The sequence below is a fragment of the Tessaracoccus sp. O5.2 genome (assembly GCF_964266725.1).
Classification (GTDB): domain Bacteria; phylum Actinomycetota; class Actinomycetes; order Propionibacteriales; family Propionibacteriaceae; genus Arachnia; species Arachnia lapidicapta.
In genome coordinates this window covers 1-15,075 of record NZ_CAXWGV010000017.1, presented here as the reverse complement: position 1 = coordinate 15,075, position 15,075 = coordinate 1, and the positions used below count along the sequence as shown (strand labels likewise).

11 protein-coding genes, 1 tRNA gene and 1 rRNA gene are annotated in these 15,075 nt (G+C 71.0%); 1 reads left to right on the top strand and 12 read right to left on the bottom strand.

The genetic code is table 11. The annotated features are described in order from the left end of the window. Window positions 1-62: 62 nt before the first annotated feature. From ACFQPD_RS07880 to ACFQPD_RS07850, 7 genes are read right to left on the bottom strand one after another with little or no spacing between them, the layout of a single operon-like run. Window positions 63-2,666, bottom strand: a complete 2,604-nt coding sequence (locus ACFQPD_RS07880) for a multicopper oxidase domain-containing protein (RefSeq protein ID WP_385899909.1) — start codon at window positions 2,664-2,666, stop codon at window positions 63-65. Further along, window positions 2,663-3,766, bottom strand: a complete 1,104-nt coding sequence (locus tag ACFQPD_RS07875) for a hypothetical protein (RefSeq protein WP_385899907.1) — start codon at window positions 3,764-3,766, stop codon at window positions 2,663-2,665. The genes ACFQPD_RS07880 and ACFQPD_RS07875 overlap by 4 nt, the downstream gene beginning before the upstream one ends. Beyond that, window positions 3,726-4,184, bottom strand: coding sequence for a hemerythrin domain-containing protein (locus ACFQPD_RS07870; protein ID WP_068750450.1), 459 nt, complete (start codon window positions 4,182-4,184; stop codon window positions 3,726-3,728). The genes ACFQPD_RS07875 and ACFQPD_RS07870 overlap by 41 nt, the downstream gene beginning before the upstream one ends. Further along, the gene (locus tag ACFQPD_RS07865; RefSeq protein ID WP_385899905.1) at window positions 4,184-4,465 is read right to left on the bottom strand and encodes a DUF2249 domain-containing protein; all 282 of its coding nucleotides are present in this window, start codon (window positions 4,463-4,465) and stop codon (window positions 4,184-4,186) included. Before ACFQPD_RS07865 ends, ACFQPD_RS07870 begins: the two co-directional genes overlap by 1 nt. A gap of 33 nt (window positions 4,466-4,498) precedes the next feature. Beyond that, window positions 4,499-5,206, bottom strand: a complete 708-nt coding sequence (locus tag ACFQPD_RS07860) for a sirohydrochlorin chelatase (protein ID WP_385899903.1) — start codon at window positions 5,204-5,206, stop codon at window positions 4,499-4,501. Beyond that, a complete protein-coding gene (locus ACFQPD_RS07855) occupies window positions 5,203-6,537 on the bottom strand; it encodes a uroporphyrinogen-III synthase (RefSeq protein ID WP_385899901.1) in 1,335 nt (444 codons plus the stop codon). The genes ACFQPD_RS07860 and ACFQPD_RS07855 overlap by 4 nt, the downstream gene beginning before the upstream one ends. 46 nt (window positions 6,538-6,583) lie before the next feature. Next, window positions 6,584-6,847 carry a hypothetical protein gene (locus ACFQPD_RS07850; RefSeq protein ID WP_385899899.1) on the bottom strand — a complete coding sequence of 88 codons (264 nt, stop codon included), beginning with the start codon at window positions 6,845-6,847 and terminating at the stop codon, window positions 6,584-6,586. A gap of 501 nt (window positions 6,848-7,348) precedes the next feature. Here ACFQPD_RS07850 and ACFQPD_RS07845 point away from each other — a divergent pair. Then, a tRNA-Arg gene (locus tag ACFQPD_RS07845) sits at window positions 7,349-7,424 on the top strand. A 5-nt stretch (window positions 7,425-7,429) separates the two neighbouring features. Here ACFQPD_RS07845 and ACFQPD_RS07840 read toward each other — a convergent pair. From ACFQPD_RS07840 to rrf, 5 genes are all read right to left on the bottom strand, one after another. Beyond that, a complete protein-coding gene (locus tag ACFQPD_RS07840) occupies window positions 7,430-8,518 on the bottom strand; it encodes a calcium/sodium antiporter (protein WP_385899898.1) in 1,089 nt (362 codons plus the stop codon). A 28-nt stretch (window positions 8,519-8,546) separates the two neighbouring features. After that, the gene (locus ACFQPD_RS07835; RefSeq protein ID WP_385899897.1) at window positions 8,547-9,560 is read right to left on the bottom strand and encodes a dihydroorotate dehydrogenase-like protein; all 1,014 of its coding nucleotides are present in this window, start codon (window positions 9,558-9,560) and stop codon (window positions 8,547-8,549) included. Next, a complete protein-coding gene (gene nifJ / locus ACFQPD_RS07830) occupies window positions 9,557-13,132 on the bottom strand; it encodes a pyruvate:ferredoxin (flavodoxin) oxidoreductase (protein ID WP_385899895.1) in 3,576 nt (1,191 codons plus the stop codon). Before nifJ ends, ACFQPD_RS07835 begins: the two co-directional genes overlap by 4 nt. Further along, window positions 13,129-14,787: an NAD(P)-binding protein gene (locus tag ACFQPD_RS07825; protein WP_068750427.1), complete on the bottom strand. Its 1,659-nt coding sequence runs from the start codon at window positions 14,785-14,787 to the stop codon at window positions 13,129-13,131. Before ACFQPD_RS07825 ends, nifJ begins: the two co-directional genes overlap by 4 nt. Before the next feature lie 161 nt (window positions 14,788-14,948). Further along, a 5S ribosomal RNA gene (rrf, locus tag ACFQPD_RS07820) occupies window positions 14,949-15,065 on the bottom strand. Window positions 15,066-15,075: the final 10 nt, after the last annotated feature.

Sequence of the window (15,075 nt, the reverse complement as noted above, 5' to 3'; positions counted from 1 at the left end):
GCGGTTTCCCTTCGTCGAGTGGTCGACTCCGATCCTAGGCCAGCGCCTCCGCGGAGGGACGGTCAGGACACCTCGACGTACCCGTGGGCGCCGCGCTCCGCGTCGACCATCACGTGACTCACGACGGGATAGCGCCCCGGCTCAGGGAACTCCAGTTCGACGAAGCCACCCTCGGCGGGCGCCAGCGCCAGGACCTGCGCGCCGCCTCCCGTGGTCCCGAAGGGGTCGACGCCCTCCTTGAGCAGATACCCGCCCTCGCGGTACACCGTGTCGAACTGCGCGCCGACGATGTGGAAGCTGGTCGCCCGGTTCGGCCCGGCGTCGAGCACCCAGAACCGCACCCGCTCCCCCGTGCGGGCCACCAGCGGAGCCTGGTCGTACTGGTTCGCGACGCCGTTGAACACGACCTTGTCCGGGTGCTCGCCCAGCACGGCGTCCGCGTCGAGGTCGGTGGCGTCCTCGGCGGTCGCGGCGGCGTCGGCCAGGAAGACCTCGGACTGCACGAGCACGTACTCCCGGTCGACCTCGGGCAGGCCGGCCTCGGGCTCGATGATGACGGCGCCGTGCATGCCGGCGGCGATGTGGGCGCTCATGGGCATCGTCGAGCAGTGGTACATCCAGACCCCGGCGCGGTTCGCGGTGAACCGGTAGGTCAGGCGCTCACCGGGCGCGATGGTGCGCATGGGCCCCGTCGGGTCCAGGGCGCTGGCATGGAAGTCAATCGAGTGCCCCATGGACCCGTCGTTGATCAGCGTGATCTCGAAGGTGTCGCCGACCCGGCCCCGCAGCGTCGGCCCGACGCTGCCGCCGTTGAACGTCCACCGCCGCTGCCACACGCCCGGCGCCACCTCGAGGGGCACCTCGGTGACGCGGAATTCATAGCGGCGGACGGTCTCGGGGGTCAGGGCAGGCGCGACGGGGTCGACGACGGCGCTCAGCTCCGCGTCCGGGTCTCCGGCGCCCTGGTGGCCGTGCTGCGGCGCCGCGGGCTCGGCCCCGGCCTCCGCGGCGGGCGAGCCAGCCACCACCACGTCGAACGTCATGCCCATCTGCCGGTGGCCCACGACGGTGCACCAGCCGGCCATGCTCTGCCCCACGATCCCCAGATCGAGCTCCGCCCGCTCGCCGGGCGCCAACCGGGGTGTGCGGACGGTGCCGACGAGCAGGTCGTGCACGGTGGTGGGGTCCTCGTTCACGAGCTCGATGATCACCCGGTCCCCGGGCTGCGCCTCCACGCTGGCGGGCACGAACCTCATGTCGCGGGCCGCGACCTGGACCCGGACGGTGGTCCCGGTCTCGGCCACCGCCGCTGGGGCGGCCGCGGACCCAACGGTGGCGACTCCCGCGGCGGCCGGGTCCAGGCCCACGCCGACGCTGATGGCGATGGCCAGGGCGGCAACCCCTGCCACCAGCCCATCGCCGGTGAAGGCGCTGCGGCGCTCCGGCATCTCGGCCGCGGGCACGCCCGTCACTGCGCGCCGGCGCTCGGCGACGGAGGCGCGGATGCCGCGCACCATGAGGGGCAGGAAGGCCGCCAGCGCGGCCAGCACGAGTACCGAGACCGTCACCTTGACCCAGCTGGGCAGCGGCGTCAGCCACGCGATCAGCCCGCCGTTGATGACGACGAGCCGCACGGTTGCGAAGCGGTCGAACTCGGCCGCACCCGCCCGCACCACCCGCGGACCGCCGCCGATCACCGACGGCAGGAGATACGACAGGGCCCCGGTGACCAGCTGAAGCAGGAAGCCGACCACCCACAGGGACGCCAGCATCGGATACCCGGAGGCCAGCTCGACGTCGTCGGAGCGGCCGACGTGGACCGCGGTCGCGATGATCGCGGCACAGGCCCACACCGCGCCGGCCAGGATCGAGGCCGCGGCGAACTCGCGCGGCGGCTTCGCGCGCAGCGGAGCGACCAGGCAGCGGCCCCACCAGATCAGCGCCCCGGCGTACAGCACCAGGCCGGCCACGGACACGGCTCGGACGCCCAGCAGGGAGCCGAGGATGACCACGCCGATCGACGCCAGCAGGACCGGCAGCACCTGCCTCGCGAGGCGCTCGGCGCGGTCGTCCATCCGGGTCCGCAACACCGTCGGCCAGAAGGTCACGAACGTCCCCACGACGGTCAGGCCGATCCAGCCCAGCAGCATCGTCATGGTGTGCGCGACGAGGAACGCGGCGTGCCAACGGTCGTCGAGGCCCAAGGCGAGCGTCGCTCCGAACGCGGCGCCCACCGGCAGGCAGGCGGCGGCCGCGACGTAGTAGCGGATGCAGATGCGGAAGCGTCCGGGCAGCGCGCGGCGGAGATCGCGGACCAGGACGGCGCCGTGCCACAGCACCGCCGCTGAGACGGCGGTAGCGCCGACGACGACCAGCCACCACTGCGCCGTCGGGACACCCGCGAACACCAGCAGCGAGCCCGCGGCGAGCACCCCGAGCCGTACGTCCGCCCGCCGCCGCGTGGCGTCGTCGTCGCGGGTCTTGAGCAGTGCCGCGGTGAAGTGGGCGCTCCACACCATCACCGAGTGGGTCAGGGCACCGAGCGCCACCAGGTGCACCATGAGCCACGTGGATTCCGGGACCCACCGGTGGGCCACGGCGACCACGGCCGCGGCCAGGAGCCACACCAGGACCGCGTAGTCGCGCAGGGAGCGGCGGCGCCTCATCCCTGCACCGCCGATGCGACGACGGTCAGCGCGAACGCCAGCAGAGCGAGCACGGTCACGGTTCCTCCGGTTCGGTAGAGCAGGCCGGCGCCGGCGAGGGCGCCGGACACTCGGGTGGCCATGCCGATGTTCAGCAGCGCCAGGGGCAGCCACATAGACACCCGGTACGGCAGCGCCCGGCCGATGACCGCCGGGAAGATGGTAGGGGCGTGCGCCATGATCATCGACACCCCGAAGCCCAGGAACACCCCGTGGATCGTGACGTCGTAGTGGCCTTGGGCGGTCGGCTGCCCGACGGCGACCCAGACGGCGCCCGCGACCGTGAGCCAGACGTTGCCCGCGAGCAGCGCGGCCGCGTTGAAGCGGCGGAAGCCGGCGGCGCGGATCATCCGGCGCCCCACGTCGTCGCGGATCAACCAGGCCGCCACCGCCACGCAGCCCAGCCCCAGCACCCGGAATCCGACGGCGGGCAGCGCGATCGCGAGCGCCGCGCCGAGCGCCACCACCGTCGCCAAGGTCAGCAGGGTGGGGACGGCGCGGGCCCCCATGGTCAGTTGGGCCAGCTCGGCGCGCTCCGCGGCGATCGTGATCACCACGAACGCGACGAGCAGCGGGAGCGCCGCCGCCACGTCCGCCAGCAGGATCGCGGCGGCCGCCAGCGGGACGAAGAGCGCCCCCAACGCCTGCGCGGCCACCAGCGGGAGCGGGGCGCGCAGCCACAGCGCGCCGGCCACGGCGAGGAAGGCGAGGCCGCCGTCGAGCAGAAGGAGTTCACCCAGCAGGGGTGGGGCGCCCGAAATCAGGGCCAGCGATCCGGCGCCGAGCAGCGCGGGCGCGAGATAGGCCAGCGGATTGCGCAGCGCCTGGGCGCGCTCCAGGGAGATGAGGGTGCCCATGAAGCCCAGGGTCATGGCGGGTCCGTGGAGGTCGGCCAGCCGGCTCGAGGACACCGGCGCCCAGACGCCCAGCCTGAGCAGCGCCGCGTTCAGCCCGGTGAGCAGGGAGACGCCGGCCAGGGCGATGAGCGCGACGCGGAGGCGGCGGGTCGCGGCGGGACCGTCAGTGGTGGTGCGGGACGCCGGTGGCGTGGTCGTGCTCATGCGTCTTGCCGTCGATCTCGGTCCACTCGTCTCCGTCGAGGCCCAGGGCCGCCGCCGGGAACAGACCGTTGTCCTCCTTGTCGATGTGGTCGCGCAGCGCCACCTCGAACGTGTCCATCAGCGAGTGGTCGCCGGCGGCGATGGCCGCCAGGAGCTCGTCGAGCGAGCGGTGCTCGCCGCAGAGGCCGTTGACGTGCTCCGTGAACTCGTCGCGGCGCTTCATGACGCTGAAGAGGCCCACCTCCTCGGACTGCGTGTGCGGACCGAGGAGGTGAGCGAGGTCGCGGGCGCGGGCGGGGACGTCCCCGCCGTCGGTGACGGCACGGCGCAACTGGCCGCACGCGTTGACGATCTCGACGTGCTCGGCCATGAACCGGCCGATGACCGTGATCGAGTCACACCCGCAGTAGCTGCACATCAGACGCGGGCCAGCTTCAGCTTCCAGGCGTCGGGGCCCTCCTGCACGTAGCTCACGGCGATCGAGTCGCCGTGGCGATCCGAGATCTGGCGCAGCAGCGGAACCGGGTCGTGCGGGGCGACCAGCACGAAGGCGGCACCGGGCTGGAGCCCGTCGACGACGCCGTGGATGGCCGCGTGACGCACGGCATGCGGGATCGCGCGCGCGTCGAGCTCGGGCAGGGAGTCGTCATGACCGCCGCAACCGCAGCCTGACTTGGGGGTGAGGGAGATCTCTGTCATGCCTGCCAGATTACTACAAGGACTTTGTATCAATTAACCGGGGTGGCTTTGATCGGCGACGAGCCCACCCGCGGCCGCGCGGTAGCGGTCGACCACCACCTCGACGAGCAGCGGGTGGGCGCCCAAGGGCGCTGCCGCGACGTCGGCGCCTGCCTTGTCCACGCGGCGCTGGAAGAACCCCGGGCCGATGAGATAGGAGGCCACGGCCACCGGGCTCAGACCCCGGGCGGAGGCGACGGCTTCGGCGACCCGAGGTTCGGCGGCCGAGAGGAAGCCCACCACGACACGACCCGGCCACACGCTCTGCACACCGGCGACGACCTGATGCGCGACGTCGGCCGCCTCCGGGCGCGACGACCCGGCGACGGCGACCACCACGGCCGCGTCCTCCGGAGCCCCGGCCTCCCGCAGCCGGTCCACGAGCGCGCGCTCAAGGCGGGGGTCCGGGCCGAGGGGGCCGGTGGAGACGACCGCTCCGGGGTGGGCGGACACCGCCTCGGCGACGTCCACCTCCGTGTGGAATCCGAGCGTCAGGAGGACCGGGACGACCACGACCGTCGCGCCGGCACCCACCCAGCGGTCGACGACGTCGCCGAGCTTCGGCTCCTGCACGTCCACGTACGCTGCCTCGACCGTCACCCCGGGCAACCGTCGCGCGGCCGCCGCGGCGATCTCGAGGACGACCGCCTGCCCGTCCGGGTCGTCGGTGCCGTGCGCGCACACGATGAGGACAGGTGTCATGCGGAGACCTCCAGTCGGTAGCCGCGGCGCGGCACGGTCCGCACCAGCGAGCGGTCGCCCATGCTGTCCCGCAGACGCGCGACGGCAACCTCGGCGGCGTGGGGATCGTTCGAGCACCCGGGCAGCAGCGCCAGGATGTCCTCCCGCGACACCACCCCACCCTCGGCGCTCACCAGGGCCCTCAGCACGGCCAGCTGCACCTGGCTGAGCGGCAGCGCGCGCCCGTCCAGGGCGGCGGCCGCGCGACGCAGCCGCAGCACGCCCGACGGGGTGACGACGTCAGACGGAGAGCGGTCGTTCAGCGCGGCGCTGAGTTCACGCACGAGGGCGCCCAACCGGTACCGGTCGGGAACCAGCGGGCTCAGTCCGAGCTCGACGAGCGGCGCTGCGGTGACCGGCCCCACCGTCGCCGGGAGCACCGGGCCGGCCATCGCGGCGATGACCTCGTCGCGGAGCCCCTCCCGCTCACAGGCCGACAGGAATTCGACCACCCCCTGGGCGGACGTGAACGCGACGGCGTCCACCTCAGCGCCGGCCACCAGGCCGACGGCGCGTGAGACCGCCTCGGGATCCGGAGACGGCCCCCACCGGTACACGACCAGGGAGGTGACCCGCGCGCCCAACCCGGTCAGGAGCTCGTCGATGCCGTCGCTGCCCGAGCCGTGGTGCTGCACAGCGATGTGGAGCCCGGCCGCACCTTCGTCGGCGAACAGTTCCTTGATCTCGGCGGCGGTCTCGGAATCCGCGACCCAGTCCGCGGTGAGCCCGGCCCCGTGCACGGCGCCCTGGGCCTTCGGGCCGCGGGCGATGATCCGGGCCCGGCGCAGCATCGCGAGGAGCTCGTCGGCGCACCCGGCCGCGTCGGCCGCGTCCATCCAGCCCCGGAAGCCGACTCCCGTGGTCGCCACGACCGCGTCCGGAGGGTCGGCGATGAGCGCCGTGGTCTGCGCGATCAGCAGCTCGTCGTCGGCGTGCGGCACGATGGACAGGATGGGCGCCCGCAGAACCTCTGCCCCGCGCCGTTCCAGCGCGGAGGCCAGTTCAGAGGCTCGCCGCTTGGCGGTCAACACGACACGGCACCCCGCGAGGGTGGTGGCGCCCGGGGCGCCGGCGGCGGGATCCGACAGGCACACGCCTGAGCGGAGATCGAACGCCTGCTTGTACATGGGAGAGAAGAGTACGGGCACCTCCTCGCCATCCACCAGGGACGACCCGACGAGTCCACGGGCCATGACGTTGGCGCGGGCGAAGGGGTCCGAAGCCGCCGAGCTGGAGTGTGTGGGGCGAGCGCAGCCCGCGGTCCGCAGCTCGAGATCGATCGCCAGCGCCACGGAGTCCTGGACCCCTAGCGGCGCCATGTCGAGCCCACGATGGACTTCACGGTCCGCAGTGCCTTGCCGTAGGCGTGGCCGGACCCGAACCCGGCGTCGACGAGGCGGTGCCAGATGTCGGGCAGCTGGTCGATGCGGGCGCCGAGAAGGTGGTGAGCCCGGTGACGCGGACCACGTCGAACAGCTGGGCCCGGGAGAGCTCGAAGTGCTCGCACAGGGCGTTGCTGACCACCGTCCCGGCCTTCTCGAGCTCCGCGACCATCAACGTGCGCACCAGCCGCAGGCAGGAGCCGCAGCTGGTGCCCGCCATGGTGCAGGCCATGACGCCGGCGAGGTCAGGGCGCCGCCGATGCGGTCGGAGAGGTAGCCGCCGAAGGGCGGCCCAGCGGAATGAACATCAGCCCGGCGCGGTCCAAGCTGACCCCGGCGCCGAGGATGATGACGATCGGGATGGCGAGCTGTTCCTCACGCGCCCCCGCCGTCGGCTGTGAGCCCGCGGAGGCGTTGCGCGACGGTGGGCACCGGCCCCCGTCCCCCTGCGTTGAGCCTGACACGCGCCTTGTGGGCCGAGGATGAGCCTGCGCCGGGTTTCGTCGCCTCCCGATGAGCCTGCGCCAAACCTCAACACCGAATTTTCGAGTTTGATCGTTCAGATCTGCGTCGAGCCGTTCCGCAGGCTCATCGGGGGACGGCCTGCGGGGGCGCAAGGCGACGGTGGGGCCGCCCGACGGTGTGCTCACGGGAGGCGTGCTGCAGCGGCGGGCGCAGCCCGGTATCCTGTCCGAGTTGCCCGACGACGTCGCGGCGGCACGGCCCCGTAGCTCAGGGGATAGAGCAGAGGTTTCCTAAACCTTGTGTCGGAAGTTCGAATCTTCCCGGGGTCGCCACCAACTCAGCCGACGCGTTCCAGGCGCCCGTCGGGACCACGGCGGAGCCTGATCTCCTCCCACACGGTCACGGCCCCCACCACGAGCACCAGCGGCAGCACGAACCACACCATCACCCACGTGAACCCGCGCAACGCGTCGTGGTCGGCGCTGGCCAGCACCATGTAGCCCAGATACGCCGCGTACAGGGCGATGAACACCGCGCCCTCGAGCCGCACCACCCGGTGGCCGGTGAAGGCGACGGTGCCCAGGGCCAGCGCGGCCGCGATCATCAACGGCAGGTCCAGCGCCACCGATGACGGGGGGACGGGAATCCCGCCGGGCGACAGAAGCGTGGGGAGGCCCAGCACCAGGCCGATGTTGGCGATGTTGCTGCCCACCACGTTTCCCACCGCGATGTCCACCTCGCCGCGTCGGACGGCGGCCAGCGTGGCGGCGACCTCCGGCAGCGACGTGCCCACCGCGACGATGGTGAGGCCGATGATGAGCTCCGACACCCCCAGGTCCGACGCGATGGCAACGGCGCCGCCCACCAGCAGCTGCGCGCCGATCACCAGCGCCGTGATCCCCACCGCCACCAGGAGCACCGACGCCCACACCGGCGGCAGCGGCGCGGCTGCCTCGTCGTCCCGATCTTCGCGGGCAGCCCTGCGCCCGAGAATGACCGTCCACACGGTGAGGAGGACGAACGCGGCCAGAAGTATGCCGCCGTCGATCAGGCCCACCGCCCCGTCCAGGCTGAGCAGCAGGAGCAGTACGGAGATAGCCACCATCGCCGGCAGATCGAACCGCAGGAGCTGGCGGCGCACCGCGAGCGGGGCGATGAGCGCCGCGGCGCCGATGATGAGCAGGACGTTGGCGGTGTTGCTGCCGATGACATTGCCCACGGCCAGCTCTGGCGCCCCCCTGAACACCGAGTCGACGGTGACCGCCAGCTCGGGCGCCGAGGTGGACACCGAGACCACTGTGAGCCCCACCACGAGCGGCGACAATCCAAGCCTGCGGGCCAGCGCCCCCGCCCCGCGGACCAGCAGTTCGCCGCCGAAGACGAGCAGCACGAGGCCGCCGAGGATGAGGAGGATGTCTGTCAGCACCCTCACATCGTAGGGAGGGGCGAGGGCGTCAGCGCAGCGACCCGTACGTGGACTTCGCCTTCTCCAACGCCGACACGTAGCCCTCCCGCTCGTAGGCGTCCGCAGCCGCCTCAGCCGGGACCGCCAACAGCCCCCTCGCCTTGGACAGTGACAACCCCTTAGCCGCCAACCACTGCCCGAGCCCCTCGACGAGGACCTGCGCGTACGCCGGCCCGCGGCGGATGAGCGATGACGTCGTCATGACGACGTCGGCCCCGGCCAGGATGTACTTGATGACGTCGTCGGCGGTGTCGACGCCGGTGGTGGCGGCGATGGAGGCCTCCAGATGTCCGTGCAGCACGGAGATCCAGGTCCTGGCCAGCCGTGCGTCCACGGGGGACGACAACGTGACGCCGGACTCCACGGTCAGCCGGTCCAGGTCGATGTCGGGCTGCAGGAAGCGGTTGAACAGCACCAGGCCGTCCGCCCCCGCGGCGTCGAGCCGCAGCGCCATGTTGCCGACCGAGGAGAAGTACGGGCTGAGCTTCACCGCGACAGGGATGTTCACCGCCCCCTTGACGGCCGCGAGGATCGCCAGGTGACGCTCCTCCACCGCGTGCCCGGTCATGGTGAGGTCACCCGGCACGAAGTAGATGTTGAGCTCGATGGCCGCTGCCCCGGCGTCGGCGAGCCGGCGCGCTGTCTGCGTCCACCCGCCGAGCGATGCGCCGTTGAGGGAGGCGATGAGCGGCACATCGATCGCCGCCGCCGCCTGCTCAACCAGCCGGAGGTAGGTGGCGGAGGCGTCGTGGGCGGCCCTCGGCACCGACGGGAAGTACGAGATCGCCTCCGCGTGGGACTCCTCGTACATGTCCTCGAGGATGGCCGTGGCCTCGGCCTCGCGGCGCAACTGCTCCTCGAACAGCGAGTACAGGACGACGGCACCGACCCCGCCGTCGGCCAGGGACTTCACCCCGGCCACGGTCTGCGACAGCGGCCCGGCCGACGCGACGACCGGGTTGTGCAGCGTCAAGCCCAGATAGTTCGTGGTGAGGTCGATCATGCCCGGCTCCTCGGGTCGGCGGCGAACTGGTGGGCGCCGCGGTTGGCCAACTCTTCGTACTCCGCCCACTTGCGGTCCACCTGGTCCTGCGCGAGCGCGACGAGGCGGTCGGCCTCGACGGGATCGGCCGCCTTCAGCACCTTGTAGCGCAACTCGGCGGACTGGTACTGCTGCAGCGTCAGGCGAGGCCTGGGCGAGTCCAGCAGGAACGGGTTGCCGCCGGCGTCGCGGATCACCGGGTTGTAGCGCATGAGCGGCCAGTGTCCCGAGTTCACGGCGCGGTACTGCTGCTCAAGGCCCTTGCGGATGTCGTAGCCGTGGGCGATGCAGTGGCTGTAGGCGATGATGAGGCTCGGACCGTCGTAGGCCTCCGCCTCCCGGAACGCCTTGAGCGTCTGCTGCGGGTCGGCCCCCATGGCGACACGCGCCACGTACACCGATCCGTAGCTCATGGCCTGCAGGGCCAGATCCTTCTTGTTGGTGAGCTTCCCGCCCGAGGCGAACTTCGCGACGGCGCCGAGCGGCGTCGACTTGGACGCCTGCCCGCCGGTGTTGGAGTACACCTCGGTGTCGAGGACGAGGATATTGACGTTGCGGCCCGACGCGAGGACGTGGTCCACGCCGGAGCTGCCGATGTCGTACGCCCACCCGTCGCCGCCGACGATCCAGACGGAGCGCCGCACCAGGTGGTCCGCGACGCTGCGCAGGTCCTCGACGGAGGGACCGGCCAGGCCCTCGAGGCGCGCCTTGAGGCGGTTGACCCGGTCCATCTGCTCGGTGAGCTCCGATCCGAGCCGCTGCGGGGCCGCGAGGATCTGATCGACCAGCGTGTCGTCTCCGATCGCACCGCGCAGCTCATCCAGCCGAGTCCGGGCCAGATCCTCGTGCAGGTCTGCGGCCAGCCGCATGCCGAGCCCGAACTCGGCGTTGTCCTCGAACAGCGAGTTGGACCAGGCGGGCCCGCGGCCCATGGCGTTCTTCGCCCACGGGGTGGTCGGCAGGTTGCCGCCGTAGATCGACGAGCATCCGGTCGCGTTGGCGATGGTCGCCCGGTCCCCGAAGAGCTGGCTGAGCAGCTTGAGGTAGGGCGTCTCGCCGCAGCCCGAACAGGCGCCGGAGAACTCGAAGAGCGGCTCGAGGAACTGGGTGCCGCGGACGGTGCCGAAGTCGACGCGCGACCGGTCGTTGACCGGGATCGACTCGAAATAGTCGACCGCCCGCTTCTCCTTCTCGCGGTCCAGCAGGGGCGTGAGGTTGATGGCCCGCCGCGACGGCTGATCCACCGGCTTGACGGGGCAGGCCGCGACGCACAGGCCGCAGCCCGTGCAGTCCTCCACGTACACCTGCAGGGTGTAGCGGGTCTGCGGGAGTCCGGCCGCGTTGAGGGGCGCGGAGAGGAACCCCTCCGGCGCGTCCCCAATGGCGTCCGCAGGGTAGGACTTGGCGCGCAGCACCGAGTGCGGGCAGACGAAGGCGCAGTTGCCGCACTGGATGCACTCCTCGGCGTCCCACTCGGCGACGATCTCGGAGATGTTGCGCTTCTCGTACTTCGTCGTGCCCGACGGGTAGGTCCCGTCGACCGGCAGGGCCGAGACCGGCAGATCGTCGCCGCGACCGCGGAGCATCTCGGCCGTGACCGTGCGCACGAACTTCGGCGCACCCTCGGGCACCGGCGGGATGAGCCCGCGGTCGGACCAGTCGTCGATCGGGACCGGCATCTCGTGCAGCTCGGCGAGGGCCGAATCGACGGCGTCGTGGTTCTTCCGCACCACCTCGGCCGACTTGCGCGCGTACGTCTTGGTGATCGCCGCCTTGATCCGCTCGATCGCCTGCTCCCGCGGCAGCACCCCGGAGATAGCGAAGAAGCACGTCTGAAGGATCGTGTTCGTGCGGCTGCCCAACCCGGCGGCCCGGGCGACCTTCCCGGCGTCGATGACATAGACCCGGATGCCCAGCTCGACGATCCGCCGCTGCATGGGCACCGGCAGCTGATGCCAGGTCTCCTCAGGGCCGTGCGGCGAGTTGAGCAGCAGCACGGTGCCCGGCCGGGCGAACTCGAGGATGTCGACCCGCTCGAGGATCGACCAGTGGTGGCACCCGATGAAGCCGGCCTGGCTGACCAGGTACGGGGCGCGGATGGGGTTGGGCCCGAAACGCAGGTGCGACACCGTCCGCGACCCCGACTTCTTCGAGTCGTAGACGAAGTAGCCCTGGGCGAAGGTGTCGGCCGAGGATCCGAGGATCTTGATGGTGTTCTTGTTGGCGCCGACGGTGCCGTCGGATCCGAGGCCGTAGAACACGGCGCGCAGCGTCTCGGGATCCTCGAAGTCGAGAGCGGGATCGTAGTCGAGCGACAGGTTGGTCACGTCGTCGTGGATGCCGACGGTGAACCTGGGCCGCGGCGACTCGGCGGCCAGCTCATCGAACACCGCCCTCGCCATGGCCGGCGTGAACTCCTTGGACGACAGGCCGTAGCGGCCGCCGATGGTCACGGGGAGCTTCTCCCGCGCGCCTCCGGCGACAGCTTCCCCGAGCACCGAGGTGACGTCGAGGAAGAGGGGCTCGCCCGATGCGCCGGGCTCCTTCGTGCGGTCGAGGACCGCGAGGCGCGTGACCGACGGCGGCAGCGCCTCCAGGAACGCTTCCGTGGGGAACGGCCGGTAGAGGCGGATCTGCAGAACGCCGACCCGGGCGCCCTCGGCGTTCATCCGCTCCACCACCGGCAGGATCGCCTCGATGCCGGAGCCCATCACGACGACGGCGCGGTCGGCATCCGGCGCGCCGTGGTACTCGACCAGGCCGTAGCGCCGGCCGGTGAGCTCCGCGAACTTCTCCATCTCGTTGGCGATGACCTTCGGCGCCCACTGGTAGTAGAGGTTGGACGTCTCGCGCGACTGGAAGTAGGTGTCGGGATTCTGCGCCGTGCCTCGGATGAACGGATTCGCCGGGCTCAGCGCGCGCGACCGGTGCTCCAGGACGAGCTCGCGCGGAATGATGCGCCGCAGCTCGTCGTCCGAGAGCCGGACCATCGTGTTGAGCTCGTGCGACGTGCGGAAGCCGTCGAAGAAGTGGACGATGGGCAGCCGCGTCCGCAGCGTGGCGGAATGCGAGATGGCCGCCATGTCGTGGGCCTCCTGCACGGAGGCGGAGCTCAGCAGGCAGACACCGGTCTGGCGGACGGCCATGACGTCCTGGTGGTCGCCGAAAATCGACAGGCCCTGCGTCGCGAGGGATCTCGCCGCGACGTGAAAGACGGTCGACGTCAGCTCCCCCGCGATCCGGTACATGTTGGGGATCATCAGCAGCAGGCCCTGCGAGGCCGTGAACGTCGTCGACAGCGCGCCGCCCTGCAGCGCGCCGTGCATGGCACCGGCTGCGCCGCCCTCGGACTGCATCTCGATGACGGTCGGCACCTGCCCGAAGATGTTGGGGCGGCGATGCGCCGACCACTCGTCGGCCAGCTCGGCCATGGTGGACGACGGCGTGATCGGGTAGATCGAGCACAGCTCGCTGACGCGGTACGCGACGTCGGCGGCGGCCTCGTTGCCGTCGATGATGACCTGTTCGTTCATCGGGGAAGCTCCTGGATCATCTCGATCGCGTGGACCGGGCACTGCTCGTAGCATGTGGCGCATCCGGTGCATTTCTCATAGTCGAAGCGGTATCGGTTACCCGTACCCAGCTTGATGACGGCATCCTCCGGGCAGGCGCCGAAGCAGCCGTCGCACTCGAAGCAGTTGCCGCAGCTCAGGCACCGGTTCGCTTCGAATTTGGCCTCCTCGTCGCTGAGGCCGGCGACGACCTCGCCGAAGCCCTCCAAGCGCTCGTCGATGCCGGTCTCGGTCTGCTGCCGGCGGGCGTGGTCGCCGAAGTACCAGACGTTCATCATGTCGAGCGTGACGACCGGGTGCTTCTCCGGCTGGACCCACTCCTCCTTGTTCAGCCAGGCGTCGATGCGCTTGGCCGCCTTCTTGCCGTGCCCGACGCCGATGGTGACGGTGCGGTCCGACGGCACCGCGTCACCGCCGGCGAAGATGCCGGGAACCGCGGTCATCAGGGTCGACGGGTCCACCTCGACCACGTCGTCGTTGAAGCTCATCCCTGGGATGGCTTGCAGGAACTGCGTGTCGGCGCGCTGGCCGAGGGCGAGGATGACGGTGTCTGCGGCGAGCTTCTCGTAGCGGCCGGTCCCGCGGGCCTTGCCGTGCTCGTCGAGCTCCATGATCTCAACGGTGAGGTCTTCCTCGTCGACGGAGGTGATCGTCCGCAGCCAGTTCATCTGGACGCCCTCGGCCTGTGCCCCCTCGAGCTCCTCGGCGTGGGCCGGCATCTGCTCGAGTGTGCGGCGGTAGACGACGACGGACTCCTCGGCCCCGAGCCGGCGCGCCACGCGGGCCGCGTCCATGGCCGTGTTACCGCCGCCGTAGACGGCGACCCGGCGCCCGATCATCGGCCGTTCGCCGGAGGCCACGTCACGGAGGAAGCTGACAGCATCGACGACGCGCGTCGCGTCCGCCGCGGGGATGTCGACTCGCTTGGAGATGTGGGCCCCGACCGCCACGAAGACCGCGTCGAAGCGGCCCTCGGCCTGCGTGGCCAGGAGATCCTTGATGGGTGCGTTCTGGCGGAACACCACGCCGAGCTCGACCAGACGCTGCAGTTCCGCGTCCAGTACGTCACGCGGCAGGCGGTACTCGGGGATGCCATAGCGCATCATGCCGCCGGGCTTGTCTCCGGCGTCGAAGATCTCGACCTCGTGCCCGAGCCGGGCCAGATGGTAGGCGGCCGACAGGCCCGCGGGACCCGCCCCGACCACCATCACGCGACGCCCCGAACGACGTCGAGGCAGCGGTACCTTCCAGCCGTTGGTGATGGCCATGTCGCCGAGGTAGCGCTCGACGGAGTGGATCGAGACCGCGGCGTCGAGGTCCTGGCGGTTACAGGCCGTCTCACAGGGGTGGTAACACACGCGCCCGTGGATGGCGGGGAACGGGTTGTCGACGATGAGCTGCCGCCACGCGGCCTCCGCGCGTCCGGCCTTGATGAGCCGCAGCCACTCCTGGATGTTCTCACCCGCCGGGCAGCCCGCGTTGCACGGCGGCAACATGTCGAGGTAGATCGGTTTGCGCGCCCGGACGGGGGCCACCCGACCCTCCGTGTGGCTGAGGTCCGGTTGCACCGTCATATCGCGTCGCTCGAAGGCCATCATCGCCCCTTCCCAGAGCATGTCTACTACTCAGCATCGTAGACCTTCCCCCAGGGGGTATCGACGGGGGGTAGGGACAACCGAGCAGCCGACCTGCGTCTGGGCATGAAAAAAGCGAGGGGGAAGACACACACCGGCCAGGCCGGCAGGGTGTCTTCCCCCTCGCTCTCATTCAAGTAAGTGTCCGGCGGCGTCCTAGTCTCCCACAGCGTCCCCGCTGCAGTACCATCGGCGCTGAAAGGCTTAACTTCCGGGTTCGGGATGGGACCGGGTGTTTCCCTCTCGCTATGGCCACCGGAACAACCACCA

Coding starts and splice junctions, on each gene's coding strand:
- ACFQPD_RS07865 (WP_385899905.1), bottom strand. CDS start 4,465: ATGACAGAGATCTCCCTCACCCCCAAGTCAGGCTGCGGTTGCGGCGGT.
- ACFQPD_RS07875 (WP_385899907.1), bottom strand. CDS start 3,766: ATGAGCACGACCACGCCACCGGCGTCCCGCACCACCACTGACGGTCCC.
- ACFQPD_RS07880 (WP_385899909.1), bottom strand. CDS start 2,666: ATGAGGCGCCGCCGCTCCCTGCGCGACTACGCGGTCCTGGTGTGGCTC.
- ACFQPD_RS07850 (WP_385899899.1), bottom strand. CDS start 6,847: ATGGCGGGCACCAGCTGCGGCTCCTGCCTGCGGCTGGTGCGCACGTTG.
- ACFQPD_RS07835 (WP_385899897.1), bottom strand. CDS start 9,560: ATGATCGACCTCACCACGAACTATCTGGGCTTGACGCTGCACAACCCG.
- nifJ (WP_385899895.1), bottom strand. CDS start 13,132: ATGAACGAACAGGTCATCATCGACGGCAACGAGGCCGCCGCCGACGTC.
- ACFQPD_RS07870 (WP_068750450.1), bottom strand. CDS start 4,184: ATGTGCAGCTACTGCGGGTGTGACTCGATCACGGTCATCGGCCGGTTC.
- ACFQPD_RS07825 (WP_068750427.1), bottom strand. CDS start 14,787: ATGCTCTGGGAAGGGGCGATGATGGCCTTCGAGCGACGCGATATGACG.
- ACFQPD_RS07860 (WP_385899903.1), bottom strand. CDS start 5,206: ATGACACCTGTCCTCATCGTGTGCGCGCACGGCACCGACGACCCGGAC.